This is a genomic window from Streptomyces sp. NPDC001851 (genome assembly GCF_040297165.1).
Taxonomy (GTDB): domain Bacteria; phylum Actinomycetota; class Actinomycetes; order Streptomycetales; family Streptomycetaceae; genus Streptomyces.
On the sequence record NZ_JBEOYR010000036.1, the window covers coordinates 64,656 to 88,442 of the forward strand.

The following is a 23,787-nucleotide window of genomic DNA, read 5'->3' on the forward strand; positions in this document are numbered from 1 at the left end:
CTGGGCGCGGGTGGTCTTCGCTTGCCCGCGCTGGAGGGGGTGCCATGAAGGCCGACGGCACTGCAGTTCCCCAAGGGGCGCGGGGAACTGCGCGACGAGCCACGACGGACCCGCAGCCGGCGAGGGTCACGCACCCCCACGGCGCACCCCCGGTCAGTCCAACGGGATGTGGCGGGACACGCCCGGTCCGCGGACGCCGTTCAAAACCACCGGCGCGGGAGCCGCCACCGTGCTGCCGGCCGTCGCCCGGGCGAACTCCGCCGCGCCGCCGACCAGCGGAAGGCTCGCCGTCGTACCGGACAGATCGACCGTCACAGTCGGCTTCGTGGCCGGCGGATCGATCAGGTCCCTGTCCGTGCCCGCGATGATCAGCGCCAGCCGGTGCCCCTTGGGGACCACATGGTCGGTCGCCGCGAGACGCAGCGTCATCGTGTACGCCTTGCCCGGGGTGAGCGGGACGCCCTTGGCGAGGGAGGCGTAGTGGCCGAGGTCGGCCCAGCCGCGGCTGAACACCGTGTAGTCGACCTTGGCCGTCTTGGCCGCCGTCTCCTTGAAGCAGGCGCTGTCCCCGGCCGTGCTCGCGCCCCAGCAGGTGCGGTCGGTGAGGGTGGTGATGCCCTCGGCCGCGTCCGCGTAGTCGCGGATGGTGTCGGGGCCGAGGTCGACCAGGACGGCGGACAGGTGGGCCGAGGTGGTGGTCGGTGTCGCGGTCACCGTCACCGTGGACGAACCGGACAGGCGCAGGTCATGGGCGAGCGGCGCGGTGAGGAAACCGGTCTTCCCGGCCGTGGGCGTGGTCAGGTGCGCGGCCCAGTCGGTCTCGCTCAGCGTCGGGTCGTCGGTGAAGCTCTCCGTGCCGGTGGCCGGGCGCAGGCCGAGCGTGCCGACGCCGGCCCGGGTGCCGGGGGCGGGGTGCAGGACGGTGGCGCGGGTGGCCTGCGGGGGCCAGACGCGGGAGGTGACCCACTGGTCGGGGTGGCGTTCGATGTCGGCCATCGGCTCGCGGTCGATGCCGTTGTCGTAGCCGAGGAGTGCGTGGTCGAACCAGCGGTGCAGGGTGTCGACCCAGGCGCCGCGCCGGTAGTCGAAGGGGTCGACGTGCCCGGTCTGGGACAGCCAGATCTTGCGCTGCACACCGTGCCGGGCGAGGGCGTCCCACCACTGGCCGAAGTGCTTGGTGCGGACGTTGAGGTCCTGCATGCCGTGCACCAGGAACACGCTGGCGCGTACCTTGGCCGCGTCCTTGACGTAGTTCCGCTCGGTCCACAGCCCGGTCCAGTCGCCGCTGCGCGGGCTGCCGTCGGCGAGTTTCTTCTGTACGGCCGCGCAGTGGGCGTGCGCCGCGTCGCTCTCGACGTAGCCGGCCAGTTGGTCGGGGCCGCCGTCGTACAGCGGGGCGCCCTGCGCGAAGTAGTAGTCGTACCAGGAGGAGATGCCGCTGATCGGGACGATCGTCCGCAGGCCCTTGACGCCGGTGGCGGCGACGCCGTTGGCGATCGTGGCGTCCCAGCTCTTGCCGATCATGCCGGTCCGGCCGTTGGTCCAGGCGGCCTTGACGGTCGTGGCCCCGGTGCGGCTCGTGTACGCCCTGGCGCGGCCGTTCAGCCAGTCGATGACGGCCTTCGCGGACTGGATGTCGGAGCGGCCGCCGGTGTCGACGCAGCCGTCGGAGCGGTTGGTGCCGGCGAGGTCGACGCCGACGAAGGCGTAGCCGCGGGGGACGAAGTAGTTGTCGTAGAAGAGCGGCATCTGGACGACGTGGCCCTGGGCGTCGTACGTCTTCTTCTGGCTCTCGTTGCCGCGTCCGCAGCAGGAGTAGTAGGGGCTGGCGTCCATGATGACGGGCACCTTGCGGCCCTGGCGGGCGGGCTCGGCGGGCCGGACGATGTCGGCGGCGACGCGGTCGGTCCTGCCGTCGCCGTCCCCGTCGAGGCCGGTGTCCACCCACACGGCCTCGCGGATGGCGTGGGCGTAGGAGTAGACGGGCCGGCTCTCCCGGGGGGACGGGCCCCCGCCGGTGGCGGCCTGTGCGGCGAGGGGAGTGAGGAAGGCGGCCGTCAGGACGGCGGCGACCGCGGTGGCGAGCGTTCTCCAGATCGTGAAGCGCGTTCTCATCGGCGTGCGAAGTGGCATGCGCGGACGGTACTCCGGTCAACTCCCCGGGCAGAAGGTGTAATCACGGCGCCTCGTGTGTCGCGTGACGGCTGAATGGCGATCGTGTGACAGCAGGGGCCATGGACAGGTCAGGGGCCACAGGGACTGAATAGGCTGCGAACAGAGTTCTCCGAACGGACCTTCGGACCCGACGACTTGGAGCTGACGTGCACCGCAGAATCATCGCGCCGGGCGCACTCGCGGCGGCCTCCCTCCTGCTGGCGATCCCGGCATCGGCCGCGAGCTACTCCCCCGGCGCGCCGGGGATCGGCGACCCCTACTACCCGTACTACGGCAACGGCGGCTACGACGTCTCGCACTACGACCTGAGGCTGCAGTACCAGCCGAAGACGGACGAGCTGCAGGGCACGGCGACGATCCTGGCGCAGACCACCCAGGACCTGTCGAGCTTCGACCTGGACTTCCTGCTGGACGTGAGCGAGGTGCGGGTCAACGGCGCTAAGGCCGCCTTCACTCACTCCCAGCAGCACGAGCTGGTCGTCACGCCGAAGACGCCGCTGGCCAAGGGCACGCCGATCACGGTCGTCGTCCGCTACAGCGGGGTGCCGTCCACGAAGACCGCCTACGGCTTCAACGCCTGGCACCGCACGCCGGACGGCGCGGTCGCCGCCGACGAGCCCGAGGCCGCCTGGTGGTGGTTCCCGAGCAACGACCATCCGAGCGACAAGGCCACCTACGACGTGTCGGTGGCCGTGCCGGACGGCACCCAGGTCCTCTCCAACGGCACGCTGCAGGCGACGAGTTCGAAACTGGGCTGGACCCGCTACAGCTGGCGGGAGAACAAGCCGCAGACGACCTATCTGGCCACGCTCGCCGTCGGCAAGTTCGACATCACCACCGGTACCTCCGAGGGCGGGGTGCCGGTCGTCAACGCCTACAGCAAGGACCTCGGCGACAACGACGGTGCCGCGCGGGCGAGTGTGGAGCGCACCGGAGAGCTCGTCGACTGGCTGAGCGGCTACTTCGGGCCGTATCCGTTCAGTTCGGCCGGCGGCTATGTGCCGAACACCACCACCGGGTACGCGCTGGAGACCCAGACCCGTGTCTACTACAGCCCGAAGCAGTTCGCGAAGGGCGCCAACACCTCGCTGGTCGTGCATGAGCTGGCCCACCAGTGGTACGGCGACGATGTGTCGCTGAAGGGCTGGAAGGACATCTGGCTCAACGAGGGCTTCGCGACGTACGCGCAGTGGCTGTGGTCCGAGCACGAGGGCGAGGGCACCGCGCAGCAGCTCGCCGACTACGTGTACGCCTCCCACCCGGCCGACGACGCCTTCTGGACGGTCAAGCCCGGTGACCCGGGCCCGGACAACCAGTTCCACGCCGCCGTCTACGACCGGGGTGCGCTGGCCATCCAGGCCCTGCGCAACGAGGTCGGCGACGACGCGTTCTTCCGCATCCTGAAGGGCTGGCCGCAGGAGCACGCGTACGGCAACGCCTCGGTGGCCGACTTCCAGAAGTACGCCGAGCAGGTGTCCGGCAAGCCCCTCGCGGCGCTGTTCGACACCTGGCTGTTCCAGCCGTCGAAGCCGGCCGCGGCCGCCGCCCGGTCGCTGGCGACGGCGGACCGTGCGGTGGCCCGGCCGAAGTCGTGGAAGAAGATCGAGGCGGCGCACGGCGGCCACGGGGACTGACCACGAGGGCCGGCCGGCCGCGCCGGGACTCTCAGGGTCTCGGCCCGGCCGCCCGCTTCAGCAACTCGTCCCGGCCCATCGACTCCGCTCGGGAGGCCGGGACCGTGCAGGCGTACGCGCCCGCGACCGCGCCGTAGCGGGCACAGGTCTCGGGCGGTTCGCCGTTGAGGCGGCCGTAGAGGAACGCGGCGGCGAAGGCGTCGCCCGCGCCGTTGGAGTCCACCACCGGCGCGGGCGGCACCGCCGCGGGCACGCGGGTCAGCTCGCCGTCGGCCAGCAGATACGCGCCCTCGGCCCCGGCGGTGGCGACGACCACCTCGGCCCGGCCCCGCCCGGCGATGCGCCGCATGGTCCGCTCGGGGTCGCCCAGCGAGGCGGCGGACAGGAAGACGACGTCCGCGGCGTGGGCGAACGGCTCGTGGTACGGGTTCTCCCCGTCCCAGTCGTGCAGGTCCGTGGACAGGGGCACGCCCGTCGCGGTCAGCACGGGCAGGGCGTCGGCGCAGGGCTGGGTGATCGTGACGTGGACGTGCCGGCTCGCCCCGGCCAGCGTGCGCAGCGTGTGGGGCGGGAAGCGGTCGCCGGGGCGGGCGCGGCTGGTGTCGTAGAGGGACAGGCGGCGGCCGTCCGGGCCGACGAGGTTCACCGCGCGCTTGGTACCGGCGGGCTGCGGGAGCGCGGTCAGTGCGATGCCGTGCTCGCGGTGCAGGGCGCGCACCAGGTCGCCCTCGGGGTCGTCGCCGAGCAGGTCGAGGTGGTGGGTGCGCAGGCCGAGCGCGGCCAGGCCCAGCGCGACGAAGTCGCCGGTCTGTCCGGCGCGGGTGCGGATCCCCGTGTCGATCAGGTAGCTGTCGGCGTACGGCAGGGGCAGTTCGGGGACGCGGATGATCGTGTCCACGCCCGCTCCGCCCAGCACCAGCACGTCCGTCGCACCGGCCTGTGAGCTCATCCGCCGCTCTCCCCGTGGTCGTACACCGTTACGCCGATGCCGCGCCGCTGGCTGGGCCGGGACCCTCTCGCCGCGGATCCTCCGGACGGTGGGGGTCTGCGGGTTGTGCGTGGCTGGTCGCGCAGTTCCCCGCGCCCCTCCGGAGCGCGCCCCTGACTCTGCGATGACAGGTGCACGAAGCCCTTCCCCCACCCGCCGATGTCGTTGCAGACATGGGCGATCACCTTGGGGCCCCTCGCCGACGGCACGGTGGCGTCACCTCGGACATATGTGATCTCCGACATGACGCCACCGTAGGCGATGCCACTGACAGTGGCCCTGAGCTGCTACTTCGTCAGCTCGGAGAGCTCCTTGTCGGTGTTCTGCGAGACGCGGCGGCGCACGCCGAACCAGCCGGCGACCAGCATGAGGGCGATCACCGGGATCAGCAGGATGGTCTTGCGGCCCACGTCGGGGTCGTTCCACATCATGCCGAGGCAGGCCAGCAGGAACACGATCGTGGCGATCTCGGTGACCGGGCTGAACTTCAGCTGGAAGCTCGGCCGGGTCGCCAGGCCCACGCGGGCGCGGCGGACGAAGACCATGTGGCAGACCATGATGATCACCCAGGTGCTGATGATGCCGAGGGAGGCGACGTTCAGCACGATCTCGAAGGCCTGGCTGGGCATCAGGTAGTTCAGGCCGACGCCGAGCACGCAGACCGCGCAGGTCAGCAGGATGCCGCCGTAGGGCACCTGGCTGCGGTTCATGCGCGCGGTGAACTTCGGGGCGGAGCCCGCCATGGCCATGGAGCGCAGGATGCGGCCGGTGGAGTACAGGCCGGAGTTCAGCGAGGACATGGCCGCGGTCAGCACGACCAGGTTCATCACGTCGCCGGCCGCCGGGACGCCGATCTTCGACAGGACCGTCACGAAGGGGCTCTGGTCGGCGGAGTACACCGAGCCGGGCAGCAGCAGGGCGAGCAGCACGACCGAGCCGACGTAGAAGAGGCCCACCCGCCACATGATCGAGTTGACCGCGCGCGGGACGACCTTCTCCGGCTCGGCGGTCTCGCCGGCGGCGACACCGACCAGCTCCAGGGCCGCGTAGGCGAAGATCACGCCCTGCATGACCAGGACGACCGGCATCGCGCCGTGCGGGAAGACACCGCCGTGGTCGGTGATCACGCTCAGGCCGGGGGTGTGGCCGCCGACCTTGTGCTGGGTGGCGAGCAGGAAAATGCTGATCAGCATGAAGCCGACGATGGTGGCGACCTTGATGATCGCGAACCAGAACTCCATCTCGCCGAAGATCTTCACCGAGATCAGGTTCACGGCCAGGACCACCGCGAGGGCGATCAGGGCGAGCACCCACTGGGGAATGCTGGTGAACATGGACCAGTAGTGCGTGTAGAGCGCGATCGCGGTGATGTCGGCGATGCCGGTCGTCGACCAGTTCAGGAAGTACATCCAGCCGGCGACGTAGGCGCCCTTCTCGCCGAGGAACTCGCGCGCGTACGACACGAAGGACCCGGAGGACGGCCGGTACAGGACCAGCTCGCCCAGGGCCCGCACGACGAAGAAGGCGAAGACGCCGCAGACCAGGTAGGCCAGCGCGAGGGCCGGGCCGGCGTTGTGCAGTCGGCCGCCGGCGCCCAGGAGGAGTCCGGTGCCGATGGCGCCGCCGATGGCGATCATGTTTACGTGGCGGGCCTTGAGGTCCTTGCTGTAACCGGCGTCGCCCGCGTCCGCGGGCTTCGCGGCCGCCTGGGCAGGGGCTACGGCCTGTGCCGAATCCACGGCGTCCTTGCTCACGGGTGGTTCCACTTCCTGGTGCGCCCGGGCCTCGTGGGCCGCGGGGGACGTGCAGGGCTTGGCCCGCGCCGACCTGATGAGTCGCGGCACAAACCAAGGCAGCACCTTCTCAGAGAAACCCGCCCGTACGCGGTGGCCTACATCACAGAGCGTTGCTTCTCACACGATCAACCCGGCCTTCACGCGTCGTTCACCCGAGGTTTCACACCTTTGGTGAGACAGCGATACTGCTGCACATGACGACGGATGCCGGGGAGACGCCCCTCACGATCGACGAGCTGGCCGCCCGGGCGGGCGTCACGGTCCGTACCGTGCGTTTCTACGGCAGCAAGGGGCTGCTGCCGCCGCCGGTGATCGGCCCGCGCCGGGTGGGGCACTACGGGCCGGACCACGTGGCGCGGCTGGCCCTCATCGAGGAGCTGCAGCAGCAGGGCATGACCCTGTCGGCGATCGAGCGGTACCTGAAGCAGCTGCCGCACGACCTCACCCCGCACGACCTGGCCATCCACCGGGCGGTGGTGGCGTCCTGGGCGCCGGACGTGGTGGAGACGGTGTCCCTGGAGGAACTGGAACGGCGGGCGGGCCGGCCGCTCACCGCCGGGGACGTGGACCGGCTGGCGGCGATGAACGTCGTCACGGAGGCGGAGGGTGACACCTTCCGGGTGGACTCGGGCCTGCTCCGGCTCGGCGTGCAGCTCCTAGACGTACCGCTGTCGCAGGAGGCGATCCTCGCGGCGCGCAGGGTGCTCATCGAGCACTCGCGCGCCGCGGCTCACGAGCTCTCCCAGCTCTTCCGCGGCGAGGTGGCGGAGCGCGACGCCCAGGACGTGAGGTCCCTGTCGGCGCACATGCACCCCCTTGTGGTGCAGGCGCTGCTGACGACGTTCCAGCGTTCGCTGCGGGAAGAGCTGGGCGAGTGGGTCACCGGGTCAGGAGCGGACTGAGTCGCTGAACGGCTCCCCCTTCTCCGCCTTCTCGACGAGCAGCGCGGGCGGGGTGAACCGCTCGCCGTAGCGCTCGGCCAGTTCACGCGCGCGTGCCACGAATCCGGGCAGGCCCCCTTCGTAGCCGTTGATGTACTGGAGCACACCGCCGGTCCAGCCGGGGAAGCCGATGCCGAGGATGGAGCCGATGTTGGCGTCGGCGACCGAGGTCAGGACGCCCTCTTCGAGGAGCCGCACGGTGTCGAGCGCCTCGGAGAAGAGCATCCGCTCCTGCATGTCCCGGAACGGGATCTCGTATCCGGGCTTCGTGAAGTGCTCGCGCAGACCCGGCCAGAGTGCCGCCCGCTTGCCGTCCTCGGTGTAGTCGTAGAAGCCGGCGCCGCCGCTGCGGCCGGTGCGGCCGAACTCGTCGACCATGCGGTCGATGACCGCCTCCGCCGGGTGCGCCGTCCAGGTGCCGCCCGCCTCCTCGACGGCCCGCCTGGTCTCGCCCCGGATCTTGCGGGGCAGGGTGAGGGTGAGCTCGTCCATGAGCGAGAGGACCTTCGCCGGGTAGCCCGCCTGGGCGGCGGCCTGCTCCACGGAGGCGGGCTCGATGCCCTCGCCGACCATCGCGACGCCCTCGTTGATGAAGTGGCCGATCACCCGGGAGGTGAAGAAGCCGCGCGAGTCGTTGACGACGATCGGCGTCTTGTTGATCTGCCGGACCAGGTCGAAGGCCCGGGCGAGGGCCTCGTCGCCGGTGCGTGCGCCCTTGATGATCTCCACCAGCGGCATCTTGTCGACCGGCGAGAAGAAGTGCAGCCCGATGAAGTCGTCCTGGCGCTGCACGCCCTCGGCCAGGGTGGTGATGGGCAGGGTGGAGGTGTTGGAGCACAGCAGCGCGTCCGGCGCGACGACGGACTCGATCTCCTGGAACACCTTGTGCTTCAGCGTGGTGTCCTCGAAGACGGCCTCGATCACCGCGTCGCAGCCCGCGAGGTCGGCGGCGTCGGCGGTGGGCGTGATCCGGGCGAGCAGTGCGTCGGCCTTCTCCTGGCTGGTACGGCCCTTGGCGACAGCCTTGGCGCACAGCTTCTCGGAGTAGCCCTTGCCCTTGACGGCCGCCTCCAGGGAGACGTCCTTCAGGACGACGTCGATGCCCGCGCGGGCGCAGGAGTAGGCGATGCCGGCGCCCATCATGCCGGCGCCGAGGACGGCGACCCTGCGGACCTGGCGGGGCTCGATGCCCTTGGGGCGGTTCGCGCCGGAGTTGACGGCCTGGAGGTCGAAGAAGAACGCCTGGATCATGTTCTTCGCGGTCTGCCCGGTGACCAGCTCGGTGAAGTAGCGGGTCTCGATGGTGATCGCGGTCTCGAAGTCGACCTGGGAGCCCTCGACGGCCGCGGCCATGATGTTGCGCGGCGCCGGGTAGGGGGCTCCGTTCGTCTGCTTGCGCAGGTTGGCCGGGAAGGCGGGCAGGTTGGCGGCGAACTTCGGGTGGGCGGGGGTACCGCCGGGGATCTTGTAGCCGGGGACGTCCCAGGGCTGGTGCGACTCGGGGTGCGCGTCGATGAAGGCGCGGGCCTTGGCGAGCATCTCCTCCGGGGTGGCGGCCACCTCGTGGACCAGGCCGTTGTCCAGGGCGCGGCGGGGGTTGTACTGGGTGCCCTGCAGCAGCACCTTCAGCAGCGCGTCCGTGATGCCCATCAGGCGTACGGTGCGGGTGACGCCGCCGCCGGCGGGCAGCAGGCCGAGGGTGACCTCGGGCAGGCCGATCTTGGAGCCGGGGGCGTCCAGGGCGATGCGGTGGTGGGAGGCGAGGGCGATCTCGTAGCCGCCGCCGAGGGCCGCGCCGTTGATGGCTGCGACGACCGGCTTGCCGAGGGTCTCGATGCGGCGCAGCGCGTTCTTGATCTCGGTGGCGGTGTCGAAGACCTGCTGGGCGTCCTCGGGACCGGCCTTGATCATGTCCTTGAGGTCGCCGCCCGCGAAGAACGTCTTCTTGGCGGAGGTGTAGATGATGCCGCGGATGGAGTCCTTCTCGGACTCCGCGCGCGCGGCGATCGCCGTGATGGAGGACCGGAACGCCTGGTTCATGGTGTTCGCGGACTGGTTCGGGTCGTCCAGGACGAGGGTGACGACACCGGTGTCGTCCTGCTCCCAGCGGATGGTGGTGCTCTCGGTCATGACAGTCGTCTCCGTTGAAGTCCGTTGGTTCCGCGGGGAGTTCAGATGCGCTCGACGATGGTGGCGATGCCCATGCCACCGCCGACGCACAGGGTGGCCAGGCCGTAGCGCTTGTCCTGGCGCTCCAGTTCGTCCACGAGGGTGCCGAGGATCATCGCGCCGGTCGCGCCGAGCGGGTGGCCCAGCGCGATGGCGCCGCCGTTGACGTTGACCTTGTCCAGGGTGAGGCCCATGTCCTTGACGAAGCGCAGCACGACCGCGGCGAACGCCTCGTTGATCTCGACCAGGTCGATGTCGTCGATGGTGAGGCCGGCCTTCGCCAGGGCCTTGCGGGTGGCGGGGGCGGGGCCGGTGAGCATGATGGTCGGCTCGGAGCCGGAGACGGCGGCGGAGACGATCCGCGCGCGCGGGGTGAGGCCGTAGCGCTCGCCGACCTCCTTGGAGCCGATCGCGACGAGCGAGGCGCCGTCCACGATGCCGGAGGAGTTGCCCGCGTGGTGGACGTGGTCGATCTTCTCCACCCAGTGGTACTTCTGCAGCGCGACGGCGTCGAAGCCGCCCAGCTCTCCGATGTCCGCGAACGACGGCTTGAGCTTCGCGAGGGAGTCGGCGGTGGTGCCGGGGCGCGGGTGCTCGTCGTGGTCGAGGACGACCAGGCCGCTGCGGTCCTTGACGGGGACGACGGAGCGGTCGAAGCGGCCCTCCTTCCAGGCGGTGGCGGCGCGCTCCTGGGACAGGGCCGCGTACTCGTCGACGTCCCGGCGGGTGAAGCCCTCGATGGTGGCGATCAGGTCGGCGCCGATGCCCTGCGGCACGAAGTTCACGGCGAGGTTGGTCATCGGGTCGTTGAACCAGGCACCGCCGTCGGAGGCCATCGGGACGCGGGACATGGACTCCACACCGCCCGCGAGGACCAGGTCCTCCCAGCCGGAACGGACCTTGGCCGCGGCCAGGTTGACGGCCTCCAGGCCCGAGGCACAGAAGCGGTTCTCCTGCACGCCCGCGACCGTGTCGGGCAGGCCGGCGGCGATCGCGGCGATCCGGGCGATGTCCGAGCCCTGGTCGCCCACCGGTCCGACGACACCGAGCACGATGTCGTCGATCGCGGCGGGGTCGAGGCCGGGGAAACGGTCGCGGATCTCGTGGATGAGCCCGACGACCAGGTCGATGGGCTTCGTGCCGTGCAGGGCGCCGTTCGCCTTGCCGCGGCCGCGCGGGGTGCGGATCGCGTCGTACACATACGCTTCGGTGCTCACTGGTGTGCCTTTCGAAAGGGTGGGCCGAGCGGGGTGGGCGGGGTCAGTCGGCGTCGGTGACCGGGTCCTCGTTCACGAGCGCGGGTATTCCCCAGTCGCGGGCCACCGTCTGCGTGTCGGCGCCCGGCCGGGCCGGGCCGGTGCGCAGGGCGGTGGGGGTCGCGGAGAAGCGGGGGGCGGGGGCGGGCTGGGTGATGCCGGCGTGGTCGGTGAAGGTGCCGCGGGCGGCGAGGTGCGGGTGGTGCGGGGCCTCGCGCAGGGACAGCACGGGGGCCACGCACGCGTCCGTGCCCTCGAAGACCGCCGTCCACTCGTCCCGGGTACGGGACTTGAAGCGGGCGGCGATCCGCTCGCGCAGCTCCTCCCAGCGGGTCCGGTCCTTGCGGGCGTCGGCCAGGTCCTCCAGGTCCAGAAGGCGCAGGAACTCCGCGTAGAACTGGCTCTCCAGGGCGCCGACCGCCATGTATCCGCCGTCGGCGGTCTCATAGGTGCCGTAGTAGGGGCAGCCGCCGTCGAGGAGGTTGGCGGCGCGCCGGTCCTGCCAGCCGCCGGCCGCGAGCATGCCGTGGATCATCGCGGACAGGTGGGCCGTGCCGTCCACGATGGCGGCGTCGACGACCTGTCCCGTGCCGGTCACGCGCGCGTGGTGCAGGGCGGCGAGGACGCCGACGACCAGGTAGAGGGAGCCGCCCGCGTAGTCCCCGAGCAGGTTGGCCGGGACCGCCGGGGGCTCGTCCGGGCGGCCGATCATGCCGAGGGTGCCGGTGAGCGCGATGTAGGCCACGTCGTGGCCCGCGCGGTCGGCGAGCGGGCCGTCCTGCCCCCAGCCGGTCATGCGGCCGTAGACCAGGCGGGGGTTGCGGGCGTGGCACTCCTCGGGGCCGACGCCGAGGCGCTCGGCGACGCCCGGGCGGTAGCCCTCGATGAGGATGTCGGCCCGCTCGGCGAGGTCCAGCACGCGCGCGGGGCCGTCCGCGGCCTTCAGGTCGACCACGATCGAGCGCTTGTTGCGGTTGGTCACGTCGTGGGCGGGGTCGATCGCGAGTCCGGGGCCGCCCGGCCGGTCCACCCGGACCACATCGGCACCCAGGTCCGCGAGGAGCATGGCGGCGAACGGGCCCGGCCCGATGCCGGCCAGCTCGACCACGCGCACACCGGAGAGCGGACCGCCGCCCGGCGCCGCCGGCGTCCCTGCCGTCGTCATGCGTCCAGCCCCCTCCACACGTGTGACACAACTGATGTAACACCGGCGATGCTAAGAACGCACCGCACCGGACACAAGCCCCAACGAGCAAGCGCTTAGCCAAGTGCCCGGCGGCGCGCGTATCACCCGGAAGGGTGAGGGACGGGTGCACCCCGGCCCGCCCCCGCGTGCGCTGCCGGCGCCTGCGCGCTGCGGCCACCGTTGCCTCCGGGCTGGTCCTCGTCGCCGACTGCTCTCACGCTAGCCTCAGCCCCCGACAGCGGCGCGGGCTACGGGACCAAGGGGTGCCATGAGCAGGCTGAACAGGACGGACCGTCCCTACGACCTCGTGCTCTTCGGAGCCACCGGGTTCGTCGGCACTCTCACGGCGGAGTATCTCGCCGCGCACGCCCCGAAGGACCTGCGCTGGGCGGTGGCCGGGCACGACGAGGGGAAGCTGGAGCGGTTGCGCGAGCGGCTGCCCGGCGGGGCGGAGGTCGGCGTCCTGCACGCCGACGTCACCGAACCGGCCGGTCTGCGCGCCCTCGCCGAGCACGCGCGCGTGGTGGCCACGGCCGTCGGACCGTACCTGCTGCACGGCGGGGAGCTGGTCGCCGCCTGCGCGGACACCGGGACCGACTATCTGGACCTGACCGGCGAGCCGGAGTTCGTGGACCTGGTGTACGTCCGGCACGACACGCGCGCACGGGAGACGGGCGCCCGTCTGGTGCACGCGTGCGGCTTCGACTCCGTGCCCCACGACCTGGGCGTGTACTACACGGTCCAGCAGCTGCCGGAGGGTGTGCCGCTGACCGTGGACGGCTATGTGACCGCCGACGCGGCCTTCTCCGGGGGCACCCTGGCCTCGGCGCTGAACCAGTTCGCCCGCGGCCGGCGGGTGCTGGCCGCCGCCCGCGACCGGAGACGGCACGAGCCGCGGCTGACGGGGCGCCGGGTCTCGGTGCCCACCGGTGCGCCCCGGTTCGCCGAGGAGGTCGGCGCGTGGGCGCTGCCGCTGCCGACCCTCGACCCGCAGATCGTGCGCCGCTCGGCGAGGGCGCTCGAACGGTACGGCCCCGACTTCCGCTACCGGCACTACGCGGCGGTGCGGCATCTGCCGGTCGCCGTCGGCGGGATCGCCGCCGCCGGCGCGGTACTGGCGGCCGCGCAACTGCCGCCCGCGCGGCGCTGGCTGTCGGGCCGGCTGCAGCCGGGGGACGGGCCGAGCGCGGAGCGGCGGGCGCGGAGCCGGTTCGCGGTGCGCTTCGTCGGCGAGGGCGGCGGACGGCGGGTGTTCACCGAGGTGGCGGGCGGCGACCCCGGCTACGACGAGACGGCGAAGATGTTCGCCGAGGCGGCCCTCAGTCTGGCCTTCGACGACCTGCCGCCGACCGCCGGGCAGGTCACCACGGCACAGGCGATGGGCGACGCCCTGACCGGGCGGCTGCGCGCCGCGGGCATCACCTTCCGGGTGGCGGCCATCCGCCCCGCCTCCTCCCCCGTTTGAGACTTGCTCACCCGAGAATCCCCGGCTTCCCGCGGCCACCGCGGCGAAAGTCTCACACGCTTCTTCAATGAAACGATGGAGGCCCAGGCAGGAGAGCCGAAGGAGGCGGGAAAGGCATGAAGTTCGTGCTCGAAGTGACCGTGGACGACGACGCGCCGGCGCAGGACCGCGCCGGCGAACTGGGGCGGATCCTGCGCTACTGGGGCGGGAACCTCGGCCACTACGCCCTGGAGGCGGGAGACGGCTCGGCCGTCTACGACTCGGCGTACCAGGAGGTCGGCGCCTGGCGGATCGTGGCCTCCTGAGCGCCGTCCCCGGCGCTCTGTGCCGCCTCGCGCAGGGCACGGCGGCACAGGGCGTCCGCCCGGCGGGTGGTCTCCGGCAGCCGGTAGCGCGGGGTCAGGGCCAGGGTGTGGGCCAGGGCGTTGTCCAGGCCCACCCGGTGGCCGACGGAGACGAAGACCGGTTTGACCCCGTCGCGGGTGCGCAGCGCCCGCCCGACCTCCTCGGTCCCCGCGAGCAGCGCAGCGGAAGCGCCCCGCCGCGGACCGGGCTCGTCGTAGGTGAAGGTGAACGGGTTCTTCGCGACCCCGATGACCGGCAGGCCGGTGAGCACCCCGAGGTGGCTCGCCAGGCCGAAGCGGCGCGGATGGGCCAGGCCGTAGCCGTCGCAGACGACCAGGCCGGGCGGGCACGGGAGCCGTTCCAGGGCGGCCCGGACGGTCGGGATCTCGCGGAAGGCCAGCAGGCCGGGCACGTACGGGAAGGACACCCGGCCGACGGCCGTCGCCTCGGCCACCACCTCCAGGGTGGCGGCGTCCAGCACGACGGCCGCCGCCGCGACGAGGTCGAGGGCGTCGTCGTAGGCGACGTCGACCCCGGTGACACGGCCCGTACCGGGCTCGGGCCCGCTCTCGTCGAGCACCACCCGGCCGCGCAGCTCGTCCTGGACCGCCCGGGCCTCTTCCTCGGTCGCGGGCCAGCCCGCGGGTACGCCTACGGTCGTCATGGTGACGCCGACTCTACGGGCCCGCGACGGCTGTCGGAGCCGGGGGGTAGGCTCCCGATCATGTTCGTACTGGAGCTGACCTACACCGCACCCCTCGACGCCGTCGACGCGCTGCTCGCCGACCATGTGGCCTGGCTGGAGGAGCAGTACGAGAAGGGCTTCTTCCTGGCCTCCGGGCGCAAGAACCCCCGTGACGGCGGGGTGATCATCGCCGTCGCGGAGGACCGCGCCCGGATCGAGGAGATCGTCGCGGGCGACCCGTTCACCGTCGGCGGCGTGTGCACCTACCGCGTCACCGAGTTCACCGCCACGAAGACGGCTCCCGAGCTCGCCCGCCACCGGCAGACGCTCGGCTGACCGCCGCCGCTCATCCCTTCTTGGCGTCCAGCGCGCGCTGCAGCTCGTCCTTGTTCATGTGCGAACGGCCCTCGATGCCTCGCTGCCTCGCCTCGTTGTACAGCTGGTCGCGGGTCGGGCCGTGGGAGCCGACCCGGTTGCCCGACCGCTGACCGCCGCGCTTGGCCGACGACATGTCCTGCGTCGAGCTGCGGCTCGCGGTCTTCGACTCGCCGGAGCGGGCGCGTTCCTTGTTGACCGTCCGCGCCGCGATCTCCTTGGCGCGCTCGGTGCTCTCGCCCCGGTCCTGCGCGCTCTTCTTGATGTGCTCGTACTGGCGCTCGCGCTTGGAGCTGGAACCGGCGGGCATGATCGCTCCCTTCCTGTCGCTTTCCGTGGGAACGAGTACCCGGGTTCCGGGCGCTCACGTCAGCGTTCCAGCCGTGCCACCCTGCCCTGCTCACCGGCGGCCCAGCAGCCGAGGTCGGGCGCGCAGTCCACGGTGTCGTACGAGCCGGTGCCGATCGTCCGCCAGGTGCGGCCGGCGTCGGTGGTGAGGTCGGTGCCGGTCGGGCCGACGGCGAGCGCCACGGTGCGGCTGTGCGGCAGCCAGGCGGCCCCGGAGCGGTAGGAGGGCGGCGGGGTGGCGGCCGGGGTCCAGGTGCGGCCCCCGTCCGCGGTGACGGCGGCCGCCTGCGGCGAGGGCCGGCCGGGGCGGTAGTCGCCGCCGACGGCGAGGCCGTGGGTGCGGTCGCGGAAGGCGAGCGCGAAGACGCCCTTGGCGGGATCGCCGGCCGGGACCGGTGTGTCCGCGGCCGTCCAGGTCAGCCCTCGGTCGGCGGAGTGCAGCACGCGCGCGTGGGCGCCGCCGCCGGTGGCCAGCCAGACGTCCCGCGGACCCGAGGTGACCAGGCACTGGCCGCTCGCGGCGAAGCCGGCCTCGCCGTCCAGGGCGGGCGGCATGCCTTCGGCGGGCAGCACCCGCCAGGAGCGGCCGCCGTCGCTCGTGGACAGGATGCGGAACCTTCCGTCCACGGGGTCGCCCATCGCGAGGCCGTGCCGCCGGTCGAAGAAGGCCAGACAGTCGTAGAACGCCTTCGGGTCGGTGTTGCGGAAGGACTCCGTCCAGGTCGCTCCGCCGTCGTCGGTGCGGTACACGCGGGACGCCTCGCCCTCGCCGATGGCCAGCACCACCGCGCGCCGCGCGCCGAACGCCTCGACGTCCCGGAACTGCAGGTCCCCCGTGCCCGGAGGAGAGACGTTCCGCCAGCTCGTCCCGCCGTCCGTCGTGCGCAGTACCGTGCCGCCGGTACCGGCCAGCCAGGCGGTGCGCCGGTCCACGGCCGCGAGGCCCCGGAAGCGGACCTGCGGGGTGCCCGGGTCCTTCGGCGCCCAGTGCGGGCTGCCCTGCCTCAGCGGCCCGGCCTCGGCCGCCGGAACGGTCAGCGCGGCCAGCGCCGCCCCGCCCGCCACCCCCGCCGCCACCAGCCTGCTCGTACGTCCTCTGCGTCGCGTGCCGCCCAAGCGCCTCATGGCGGGCGAAGCTAGCCCACCGGTTCCGCGCCGTCCAGAGGGCAAGTGCCCGCCGTCACGCGGGAGAACACCCGGCCCTTCGCCGTGCATGAATGCGGTGACCGAGGTCACTCGGTCTCCGTGTGCACGCATTGGCCGGATCCGTCGTCTCTTCCAGTGCCGGGTCGCGCACACCCGGGCGTAGTCCAGCCGTCACGAGGGAGCAAGGCGTTGTCCACCGTCATCGAGCAGCCCGTAGAGGCCCGTCTCGTCGCCGCAGCACCGCGCATGCCGAGCATTCCCGCGACGCTGCGCTACGACCGGCGCGATCCGTTCGCCGTCGTCATGACCTTCCCGGCCCCGGCCACCCTGGAAGGGGTCGACGTCTGCTGGACCTTCTCCCGCGAGCTGCTCACGGCCGGACTGCAGGGCCCGGCGGGCCACGGGGACGTACGGGTGCGGCCGTACGGCTACGACCGCACCGTGCTGGAGTTCCACGCCCCCGAGGGCACCGCGATCGTGCATGTGCGCTCGGGTGAGATCCGGCGCTTCCTGGAGGCGGCCGACGCACTCGTGCCCGCCGGCCTCGAACACCTCCAGCTCGACCTGGACCACGGCCTGGCCGAACTGATGCGGGACGCCTGCTGAGCGCCACGCGCGCGTGCAGCCCTTGATCAATCCCGTTGACAGCCCCCAGGCCCCCTCGTACGGTGTACATCGGTCCTGTTGCCGTCGATTGGAGAAGGACGTTGCTCGTCTGAGGTCCTGAGGCACCGCGTCGCACTGGTGAGGTGTGTGCGCGGCGTACGACCTCGGCGTCCGAGCCGTCCCTCGGCACAGGCCTTTTTTCGCGGCCTCTCCGTGCCCCACGACCTTCGGTTCCCGCCTCGCGGTGTCTCGACATGCGCCCACCGACCGCACGACACCCTTCGCGAGGCCCTCATGTCATCTTCCCTCACCTGTACGTCCCTGTCCTTCACCTGGGCCGACGGCACCGCCGTCTTCGACGGCCTGGACATCGCCTTCGGCCTCGGCCGCACCGGACTCGTCGGCGTCAACGGATCGGGGAAGTCAACCCTGTTGAAGCTGCTCGCCGGTGAACTCACCCCGGCCGACGGCACCGTCAGGACGGCCGGCGAGGTCGGCCACCTCCCGCAGAACGTCAGCCTCGACACCGCGCTCCGCGTCGACGAGGCCCTGGGCATCGCCGCCCGGCGGGCCGCGCTGCACGCCATCGAGGCGGGCGACGTCGCCGAGGAACACTTCGAGACGCTCGGCGACGACTGGGACGTCGAGGAACGCGCCCTCGTCACCCTCGGCGAACTGGGACTCGGCCACATCGGCCTGGACCGCACCGTCGGCGAGGTCTCCGGCGGCGAGTCGGTGCTGCTGCGGCTGGCCGCACTGCTGCTGCGCCGCCCGGACGTGCTGCTGCTGGACGAGCCCACCAACAACCTCGACCTGTACGCGCGCCGCCGGCTGTACCAGGCCGTCGCCGCCTGGCCGGGCGTGCTGGTCGTGGTCAGCCACGACCGGGAACTGCTCGACCTGGTCGACCAGATCGCGGAGCTGCGCTCCGGGGAGGTCACCTGGTACGGCGGCAACTTCTCGGCCTACGAGGAGGCGCTGGCCGTCGAGCAGGAGGCGGCTGAGCGGATGGTGCGCGTCGCCGAGGCGGATCTGCGCAAGCAGAAGCGCGAACTGGCCGACGCCCAGGTCAAGCTGGCCCGCCGCAAGCGGTACGGACAGAAGATGTGGGACACCAAACGCGAGCCCAAGGTGGTCATGGGCGAGCGCAAACGCCAGGCCCAGGTCTCCGCCGGCAAGCACCGCATCATGCACGAGGAGAAGCTCGCCGAGGCCAGGGAGCGCCTGGACGAGGCGGCGGAAGCGGTACGGGACGACGACGAGATCCGCGTCGACCTGCCGTACACCGCCGTGCCGCCCGGCCGGCAGGTGCTCACCCTGGAGAACCTGGCGATGGCCCACGGGGCGCGGGTCGAGGGGATCCTCGACCTGCGCGGTCCGGAGCGGATCGCACTGGTCGGCCGGAACGGCGCCGGCAAGACGACGCTGCTGCGGACGGTCGCCGGGGAACTGGCCCCGGTGTCCGGCGAGGCGCGGGCGCACGTTGCCCTGCGCTTCCTGCCCCAGCGGCTGGACGTGCTGGACGACGCGCTGACGGTCGCCGAGAACGTGGCCCGGTTCGCGCCGGGCGCCACCAACAACCGGATCCGGGCGCGGCTGGCCCGCTTCCTGTTCCGGGGCGCGCGGGCCGACCAGCAGGCGGCCACCCTGTCGGGCGGCGAGCGGTTCCGGGCGGCCCTGGCCGCGCTGATGCTCGCCGAGCCGGCGCCCCAGCTGCTGCTGCTCGACGAGCCGACCAACAACCTCGACATGGCGAGCGTGCGGCAGCTGACCTCGGCCCTGGAGTCGTACCAGGGCGCGCTGCTCGTGGCCAGCCACGACCTGCCGTTCCTGGAGTCGATCGGCATCACCCGCTGGCTGCTGATGGAGGAGGGAGAACTGAGGGAAATCACGCCGGAGGATGTCGGGTATCCCGCCTAGCGTCGGCGGCATGCCCGATTTCATCACCCTCACCGGAGCCAGGGAGAACAACCTCAAGAACGTCGATCTGCGCATCCCGAAAGGCCGGCTGACCGTGTTCACCGGCGTTTCGGGATCGGGCAAGTCCTCGCTCGTCTTCGACACGATCGCCGTCGAGTCCCAGCGCCAGCTCAACGAGACCTACCCCTCGTTCGTACGCAACCGGCTGCCCCGGTTCGAGCGCCCGCACATCGAGTCGCTGACGGACCTCTCGCCGGCGGTCGTCGTCGACCAGCGGCCGGTCGGCGGCCACGCGCGGTCGACGGTCGGCACCATGACCGACATCCAGGCGGTGCTCCGGGTGCTGTTCTCCCGGTACGGCACCCCGAGCGCCGGACCGGCCACGGCCTACTCGTTCAACGACCCGTCGGGGATGTGCCCCGAGTGCGACGGCCTGGGCCGTACGGTACGGCCCGACTGGGACCGCATCCTCGACCCGGCCAGGTCGCTGGCCGGCGGGGCGGTCCGGTTCCCGCCGTTCGCCGCGGGCACCTGGCACGGCCAGACCTACACCCACACCACCCACCTCGACGTGCACAAGCCGGTCGGCGCGTTCACCGCCGACGAGCGCGCGTTCCTGCTGCACGGGCGGGGCGCGCGCGTCCGCGTCCGCAACACCGGCGGCTCACGGGACATCGACTACGAGGGCCTCGCCGACCGGTTCGAACGGCTCTACCTCAAACGCGACCTGTCCGCGCTCAGCCGGCGCACCCGCGATCTCGTCCGGGAGTTCCTCACCGAGGACCTGTGCCCGGTGTGCCGGGGAGCCCGGCTGAACGCGGCCGCGCTCGCCACGCGCGTGTGCGGACTGTCCCTCGCCGACTGCGCCCGGATGCAGGTCACCGACCTCATCGCCGTACTGCGGCGGATCGACGACCCGGTGGCGGCACCCGTCGCCCGGGCCGCCGTGGACGGTCTGGAGCGCATCGAGGCGATCGGCCTGGGCTATCTCAGCCTGGACCGGGAGACCGCGACCCTCTCCGGCGGCGAGGGCCAGCGGCTGAAGACCGTACGGCACCTCGGCTCCAGCCTGAGCGGACTGACGTACGTCTTCGACGAACCCAGCGCCGGACTGCACCCGCGCGACGTGGGCCGCCTGGGCGAGCTGCTGCTGCGGCTGCGCGACCGGGGCAACACGGTGCTGGTCGTGGAGCACGACCCCGATCTCATCGCCCTGGCCGACCACGTCGTCGACATGGGCCCGGGGGCAGGCGCAGACGGCGGACAGGTCGTCTTCGAGGGCACGCCCGCCGCGCTGGCCGCCTCGGGCACCCGCACGGGCCGGTGTCTGCGCCGCCGCGCCGGGGTGAAACGCCGGGTGCGGCGGGCGACGGGCGGGCTGTGGGTGAAGGGCGCGAGCCGGCACAACCTGCGCGAGGTCACGGTGGAGTTCCCGACGGGCGTGCTGACCGTGGTGACCGGGGTGGCCGGTTCGGGCAAGAGCACGCTGACCGGCGAACTGACCGCCGCCCACCCCGAGGCCGTGGTGGTGGACCAGTCGGCCATCGGGGTCTCCGGGCGGTCCACACCGGCGACCTACCTGGGGATCATGGACACCGTACGCAGGCTCTTCGCCCGCTCGACGGGGACGTCACCGGCGCTGTTCAGCTTCAACTCGGCCGGGGCGTGCGGCGACTGCGAGGGGCGCGGTGTCATCGTCACCGACCTCGCCTTCATGGACCCGGTGACGACCGTCTGCCCCGGCTGCGCCGGGCGCCGCTTCCAGGACCAGGTGCTCCGGCTCACCGTCCGCGGGGCCTCGGTCGCGGACGTCCTCGACATGGGCCCGGAGCAGGCACTGGACTTCTTCGGCGACCTGGACGTCCCCGAGGACACCGTGCTGCGCCCGCTGCGGGCCCTGCGGGACGTCGGCCTGACCCATCTGTCCCTCGGCCGGCCGCTGTCCACCCTCTCCGGCGGCGAACGGCAACGGATCAAGCTCGCCACCCGGCTGCACCGGACCGGCGCGGTGTACGTCCTGGACGAGCCGACCACGGGCCTGCACCTGGCGGACGTCGGCGCCCTGCTGGCCCTGCTCGACCGGCTGGTCGACGCGGGCAACACGGTCGTGGTGGTCGAACACCACCTGGACGTCGTCCGGCACGCCGACTGGGTCGTCGACCTCGGGCCCGGCGGCGGCCGGGACGGCGGCGAGGTGGTCTTCACGGGAACCCCGCGGCAGTTGCTCACGGCCCGGGGCTCGGCCACCGCGGAGCATCTGCGCCGGACGACAGGGTGACGTCTCAGGAGGGGCACAGCCTGATGACGAGGGTTTTGTCCAGGCCGGAGCGGGCTGCATGATGGCGGACCGGTGCCGCAGCCTGCGGCGCCACCACCGCATCACCGACTCGCACCGATTCGAAAGGCCCCTCGTGCGCAGCAAGAAGGCCCTCGTCCGCCGCCCCAGCCCCCGCCTCGCCGAAGGCCTGGTGACGCACATCGAGCGGGAGAAGGTCGATGTGGGGCGGGCCGTCGAGCAGTGGGAGGCCTACGTCGAGGCCCTGCGCACGCACGGCTGGGAGACGATCGAGGTCGACCCGGAGGACGACTGCCCCGACTCGGTGTTCGTCGAGGACACCGTCGTCATGTACAGGAACGTGGCGTTGATCACCCGGCCCGGCGCGGAGTCCCGGCGCGCGGAGACCGTCGGAGTGGAGGAGGCGGTGGCCAGCCTCGGCTGCTCGGTGAACTGGATATGGGAACCGGGCACGCTGGACGGCGGTGACGTGCTGAAGGTCGGCGAGACTGTGTACGTCGGCCGGGGCGGACGTACCAACGCGGCCGGGGTGCAGCAGCTGCGGGCCGCCTTCGAGCCGCTGGGCGCGCGGGTGGTCCCCGTGCCCGTGAGCAAGGTGCTGCACCTGAAGTCGGCGGTGACCGCGCTGCCCGACGGCACCGTGATCGGGCACATCCCGAAGATCGACCGGCCGTCGCTGTTCCCCGGCTTCCTGTCGGTACCGGAGGAGTCCGGCGCCCACGTGGTGCTGCTCGGCGGGCACACGCTGCTGATGGCGGCGAGCGCCCCGAAGACGGCGGAACTGCTGACCGACCTCGGCCACGAGGTGGTCACGGTGGACATCAGCGAGTTCGAGAAACTCGAAGGCTGTGTGACCTGCCTCTCGGTACGACTGCGCGAGCTGTACGCCTGAGTGGTTGATCCCGTCATGCCGACGGCCCCGGAACGCCTGGTTCCGGGGCCGTCGGCATGTCCGGGAGCCGAGCGGCGACGGCGGGCGGAACACGCCGGGACACCCGCCGTCGCCGTGCTGATCAGTGCTCTTTACGACGGCCTTAAGCTACGGCTTCGTAACCTACGGCTTCGTAGCCTACGATCTCGTAGGTTTCCCGGCGCCGCTCGCCGGACCGCCGCTCTTTCTCCCCCATTGTTCGCCGTCCCCCTGGAGTTCCTATGACGATCACCTCCCCTCACCTCGGCAGCCCGTCCGCATGGACCGACGCGCGGCTGCTGTTCGCGCTGGAGGAAGTGGTCGAGACCGAACTGAACCGGCACCTGAAGATCGCCAAGGACTGGATGCCGCACGAGTACGTGCCGTGGAGCGACGCGCGCAACTTCCCGGGCCTGTTCGAGGACGGGGAGGCCTGGGACAAGAACCAGTCCGGCGTGACGGAGATCGGCCGCATCGCCCTGGTGGTCAACCTGCTCACCGAGGACAACCTGCCGAGCTACCACCACGAGATCGCCACGCTCTTCGGCCGCGACGGCGCGTGGGGCACCTGGGTGCACCGGTGGACGGCCGAGGAGGGCCGCCACGGCATCGTGATGCGCGACTATCTGCTCGCCTCGCGGGCGGTGGACCCGGACAAGCTGGAACAGTTCCGCATGGCGCACATGAGCGAGGGCTTCGAGTCCGACAACCGTCACTCGATGCTGCACTCGATCGCCTACGTCGCCTTCCAGGAGCTGGCCACGCGCATCTCGCACCGCAACACCGGCCACCAGTCCGGCGATCCGGTCTGCGACCGCATGCTGGCCCGCATCGCGACCGACGAGAACCTGCACATGGTCTTCTACCGCAACCTGCTGAAGGCGGCCTTCGAACTGGCCCCCGACCTGACGATGCAGGCGGTCCGGGACGTCGTGGTGAACTTCCGCATGCCCGGCCACGGCATCCCCGGCTTCGAGCGGGCGGCCGCGCAGATGGCCATCGGCGAGGTGTACAACCTGCGCATCCACCACGACGACGTCCTCCAGCCGGTCCTCCGCTTCCTGAAGGTCATGGAGATCGACGGCCTCGGCCCCGAGGGACGCCAGGCGCAGGAGGAACTCGGCCTCTTCATGGGCGGCCTGGACGCGGAAGCCGCCAAGTTCGACGAGAGGCTCGCCGCCCGCAAGGCCCGCATGACGGCCCGCTCGGGCGCCTGAGGCCCGTCAGGGTCTCCGCCTCCCCCGGGCCGGACACTCACACCGCCGGGGCCGGCCCCGGGGGCCGGCGGCACCTGGCGCTCCCGAGGATTGCCGCTCGCCCAGGCCCGGCGCCGACCGGGTCCGGACCCCAGGGTAGGGCGCTCGGCGGCCTGCCGCCCGCTGAAGCCCGGCGCCGCCGGGCCCTGGCCCGAGGGGGCCGGCGCTCGCCGGTACTGCCGCTCCCAGGCCCCTCCCCCCCGTTATGTTTTCCGCGGTCCTGTAAGAGGACCGCTGGCCTCCGGGCCCGGCATGACTGTTCCCCCCTGTCGAACGGATGACCCGGGGGG

Annotated in this window: 19 protein-coding genes and 1 pseudogene; 10 read left to right on the forward strand and 10 right to left on the reverse strand. The window is 72.0% G+C overall.

Annotation, left to right across the window (positions count from 1 at the left end):
• Positions 1-153: 153 nt before the first annotated feature.
• Positions 154-2,133, reverse strand: a complete 1,980-nt coding sequence (locus tag ABT171_RS36920; protein WP_503078184.1) for a Xaa-Pro dipeptidyl-peptidase — start codon at positions 2,131-2,133, stop codon at positions 154-156.
• Positions 2,134-2,321: 188 nt separating this feature from the next.
• Between ABT171_RS36920 and ABT171_RS36925 the strand changes: the two genes are divergently transcribed.
• Positions 2,322-3,809, forward strand: coding sequence for a M1 family metallopeptidase (locus tag ABT171_RS36925; protein WP_351250786.1), 1,488 nt, complete (start codon positions 2,322-2,324; stop codon positions 3,807-3,809).
• Positions 3,810-3,840: 31 nt separating this feature from the next.
• Here the strand turns inward: ABT171_RS36925 and ABT171_RS36930 are convergent, their stop codons facing one another.
• From ABT171_RS36930 to ABT171_RS36940, 3 genes and pseudogenes are all read right to left on the reverse strand, one after another.
• Complete coding sequence (locus ABT171_RS36930; RefSeq protein ID WP_351250787.1) at positions 3,841-4,758, reverse strand: PfkB family carbohydrate kinase; 918 nt, start codon at positions 4,756-4,758, stop codon at positions 3,841-3,843.
• Between the two features lie 173 nt (positions 4,759-4,931).
• Positions 4,932-5,042 (reverse strand): annotated as a pseudogene (locus ABT171_RS36935) (Appr-1-p processing protein); the annotation flags it as partial.
• Positions 5,043-5,084: 42 nt separating this feature from the next.
• A complete protein-coding gene (locus ABT171_RS36940; protein WP_351250788.1) occupies positions 5,085-6,551 on the reverse strand; it encodes an amino acid permease in 1,467 nt (488 codons plus the stop codon).
• A gap of 236 nt (positions 6,552-6,787) precedes the next feature.
• Between ABT171_RS36940 and ABT171_RS36945 the strand changes: the two genes are divergently transcribed.
• Positions 6,788-7,495, forward strand: coding sequence for a MerR family transcriptional regulator (locus tag ABT171_RS36945; RefSeq protein WP_351250789.1), 708 nt, complete (start codon positions 6,788-6,790; stop codon positions 7,493-7,495).
• Here the strand turns inward: ABT171_RS36945 and ABT171_RS36950 are convergent.
• From ABT171_RS36950 to ABT171_RS36960, 3 genes are read right to left on the reverse strand one after another with little or no spacing between them, the layout of a single operon-like run.
• A complete protein-coding gene (locus ABT171_RS36950; protein ID WP_351250790.1) occupies positions 7,481-9,664 on the reverse strand; it encodes a 3-hydroxyacyl-CoA dehydrogenase NAD-binding domain-containing protein in 2,184 nt (727 codons plus the stop codon). The genes ABT171_RS36945 and ABT171_RS36950 overlap by 15 nt on opposite strands.
• A gap of 41 nt (positions 9,665-9,705) precedes the next feature.
• Entirely contained in the window at positions 9,706-10,920 is a 1,215-nt protein-coding gene (locus ABT171_RS36955) for an acetyl-CoA C-acetyltransferase (RefSeq protein ID WP_351250791.1), read from the reverse strand.
• Positions 10,921-10,963: 43 nt separating this feature from the next.
• On the reverse strand, positions 10,964-12,124 hold the full coding sequence (locus ABT171_RS36960; protein WP_351250792.1) for a CaiB/BaiF CoA transferase family protein: 1,161 nt from the start codon (positions 12,122-12,124) through the stop codon (positions 10,964-10,966).
• 289 nt (positions 12,125-12,413) lie between these two features.
• Here ABT171_RS36960 and ABT171_RS36965 point away from each other — a divergent pair, with 289 nt between their 5' ends.
• On the forward strand, positions 12,414-13,610 hold the full coding sequence (locus ABT171_RS36965) for a saccharopine dehydrogenase family protein (RefSeq protein WP_351250793.1): 1,197 nt from the start codon (positions 12,414-12,416) through the stop codon (positions 13,608-13,610).
• Positions 13,611-13,726: 116 nt separating this feature from the next.
• Positions 13,727-13,915 carry a hypothetical protein gene (locus ABT171_RS36970; RefSeq protein WP_351250794.1) on the forward strand — a complete coding sequence of 63 codons (189 nt, stop codon included), beginning with the start codon at positions 13,727-13,729 and terminating at the stop codon, positions 13,913-13,915.
• On the opposite strand, the gene ABT171_RS36975 is transcribed toward ABT171_RS36970, so the two are convergent.
• A complete protein-coding gene (locus ABT171_RS36975; protein ID WP_351250795.1) occupies positions 13,864-14,619 on the reverse strand; it encodes an endonuclease V in 756 nt (251 codons plus the stop codon). The genes ABT171_RS36970 and ABT171_RS36975 overlap by 52 nt on opposite strands.
• Positions 14,620-14,679: 60 nt before the next feature.
• On the opposite strand from ABT171_RS36975, the gene ABT171_RS36980 reads away from it, so the two are divergent.
• Positions 14,680-14,976 carry a YciI family protein gene (locus ABT171_RS36980; RefSeq protein ID WP_351250796.1) on the forward strand — a complete coding sequence of 99 codons (297 nt, stop codon included), beginning with the start codon at positions 14,680-14,682 and terminating at the stop codon, positions 14,974-14,976.
• 10 nt (positions 14,977-14,986) lie between these two features.
• Here the strand turns inward: ABT171_RS36980 and ABT171_RS36985 are convergent, their stop codons facing one another.
• Complete coding sequence (locus ABT171_RS36985) at positions 14,987-15,325, reverse strand: plasmid stabilization protein (protein WP_351250797.1); 339 nt, start codon at positions 15,323-15,325, stop codon at positions 14,987-14,989.
• Between the two features lie 59 nt (positions 15,326-15,384).
• A complete protein-coding gene (locus ABT171_RS36990) occupies positions 15,385-16,488 on the reverse strand; it encodes a WD40/YVTN/BNR-like repeat-containing protein (RefSeq protein ID WP_351250798.1) in 1,104 nt (367 codons plus the stop codon).
• A 210-nt stretch (positions 16,489-16,698) separates the two neighbouring features.
• Between ABT171_RS36990 and ssgD the strand changes: the two genes are divergently transcribed.
• The 5 genes from ssgD (at position 16,699) to ABT171_RS37015 (ending at position 23,458) form a co-directional block, all read left to right on the forward strand.
• Positions 16,699-17,115 carry a spore wall synthesis regulator SsgD gene (gene ssgD / locus ABT171_RS36995; protein ID WP_351250799.1) on the forward strand — a complete coding sequence of 139 codons (417 nt, stop codon included), beginning with the start codon at positions 16,699-16,701 and terminating at the stop codon, positions 17,113-17,115.
• A gap of 294 nt (positions 17,116-17,409) precedes the next feature.
• Positions 17,410-19,035, forward strand: a complete 1,626-nt coding sequence (locus tag ABT171_RS37000) for an ABC-F family ATP-binding cassette domain-containing protein (RefSeq protein ID WP_351250800.1) — start codon at positions 17,410-17,412, stop codon at positions 19,033-19,035.
• Positions 19,036-19,045: 10 nt separating this feature from the next.
• Complete coding sequence (locus ABT171_RS37005) at positions 19,046-21,313, forward strand: ATP-binding cassette domain-containing protein (RefSeq protein ID WP_351250801.1); 2,268 nt, start codon at positions 19,046-19,048, stop codon at positions 21,311-21,313.
• Between the two features lie 133 nt (positions 21,314-21,446).
• Positions 21,447-22,223: a dimethylargininase gene (gene ddaH / locus ABT171_RS37010; RefSeq protein ID WP_351250802.1), complete on the forward strand. Its 777-nt coding sequence runs from the start codon at positions 21,447-21,449 to the stop codon at positions 22,221-22,223.
• Between the two features lie 260 nt (positions 22,224-22,483).
• The gene (locus ABT171_RS37015) at positions 22,484-23,458 is read left to right on the forward strand and encodes an acyl-ACP desaturase (protein WP_351250803.1); all 975 of its coding nucleotides are present in this window, start codon (positions 22,484-22,486) and stop codon (positions 23,456-23,458) included.
• Positions 23,459-23,787: the final 329 nt, after the last annotated feature.

What these genes read in the sequence shown, in the direction of transcription:
- ABT171_RS36920 (WP_503078184.1), bottom strand. Translation starts at nt 2,133, where the DNA reads ATGCCACTTCGCACGCCGATGAGAACGCGCTTCACGATCTGGAGAACG.
- ABT171_RS36930 (WP_351250787.1), bottom strand. Translation starts at nt 4,758, where the DNA reads ATGAGCTCACAGGCCGGTGCGACGGACGTGCTGGTGCTGGGCGGAGCG.
- ABT171_RS36945 (WP_351250789.1), top strand. Translation starts at nt 6,788, where the DNA reads ATGACGACGGATGCCGGGGAGACGCCCCTCACGATCGACGAGCTGGCC.
- ABT171_RS36950 (WP_351250790.1), bottom strand. Translation starts at nt 9,664, where the DNA reads ATGACCGAGAGCACCACCATCCGCTGGGAGCAGGACGACACCGGTGTC.
- ABT171_RS36960 (WP_351250792.1), bottom strand. Translation starts at nt 12,124, where the DNA reads ATGACGACGGCAGGGACGCCGGCGGCGCCGGGCGGCGGTCCGCTCTCC.
- ABT171_RS36965 (WP_351250793.1), top strand. Translation starts at nt 12,414, where the DNA reads ATGAGCAGGCTGAACAGGACGGACCGTCCCTACGACCTCGTGCTCTTC.
- ABT171_RS36970 (WP_351250794.1), top strand. Translation starts at nt 13,727, where the DNA reads ATGAAGTTCGTGCTCGAAGTGACCGTGGACGACGACGCGCCGGCGCAG.
- ABT171_RS36975 (WP_351250795.1), bottom strand. Translation starts at nt 14,619, where the DNA reads ATGACGACCGTAGGCGTACCCGCGGGCTGGCCCGCGACCGAGGAAGAG.
- ABT171_RS36980 (WP_351250796.1), top strand. Translation starts at nt 14,680, where the DNA reads ATGTTCGTACTGGAGCTGACCTACACCGCACCCCTCGACGCCGTCGAC.
- ABT171_RS36985 (WP_351250797.1), bottom strand. Translation starts at nt 15,325, where the DNA reads ATGCCCGCCGGTTCCAGCTCCAAGCGCGAGCGCCAGTACGAGCACATC.
- ABT171_RS36990 (WP_351250798.1), bottom strand. Translation starts at nt 16,488, where the DNA reads ATGAGGCGCTTGGGCGGCACGCGACGCAGAGGACGTACGAGCAGGCTG.
- ABT171_RS37000 (WP_351250800.1), top strand. Translation starts at nt 17,410, where the DNA reads ATGTCATCTTCCCTCACCTGTACGTCCCTGTCCTTCACCTGGGCCGAC.
- ABT171_RS37005 (WP_351250801.1), top strand. Translation starts at nt 19,046, where the DNA reads ATGCCCGATTTCATCACCCTCACCGGAGCCAGGGAGAACAACCTCAAG.
- ABT171_RS37015 (WP_351250803.1), top strand. Translation starts at nt 22,484, where the DNA reads ATGACGATCACCTCCCCTCACCTCGGCAGCCCGTCCGCATGGACCGAC.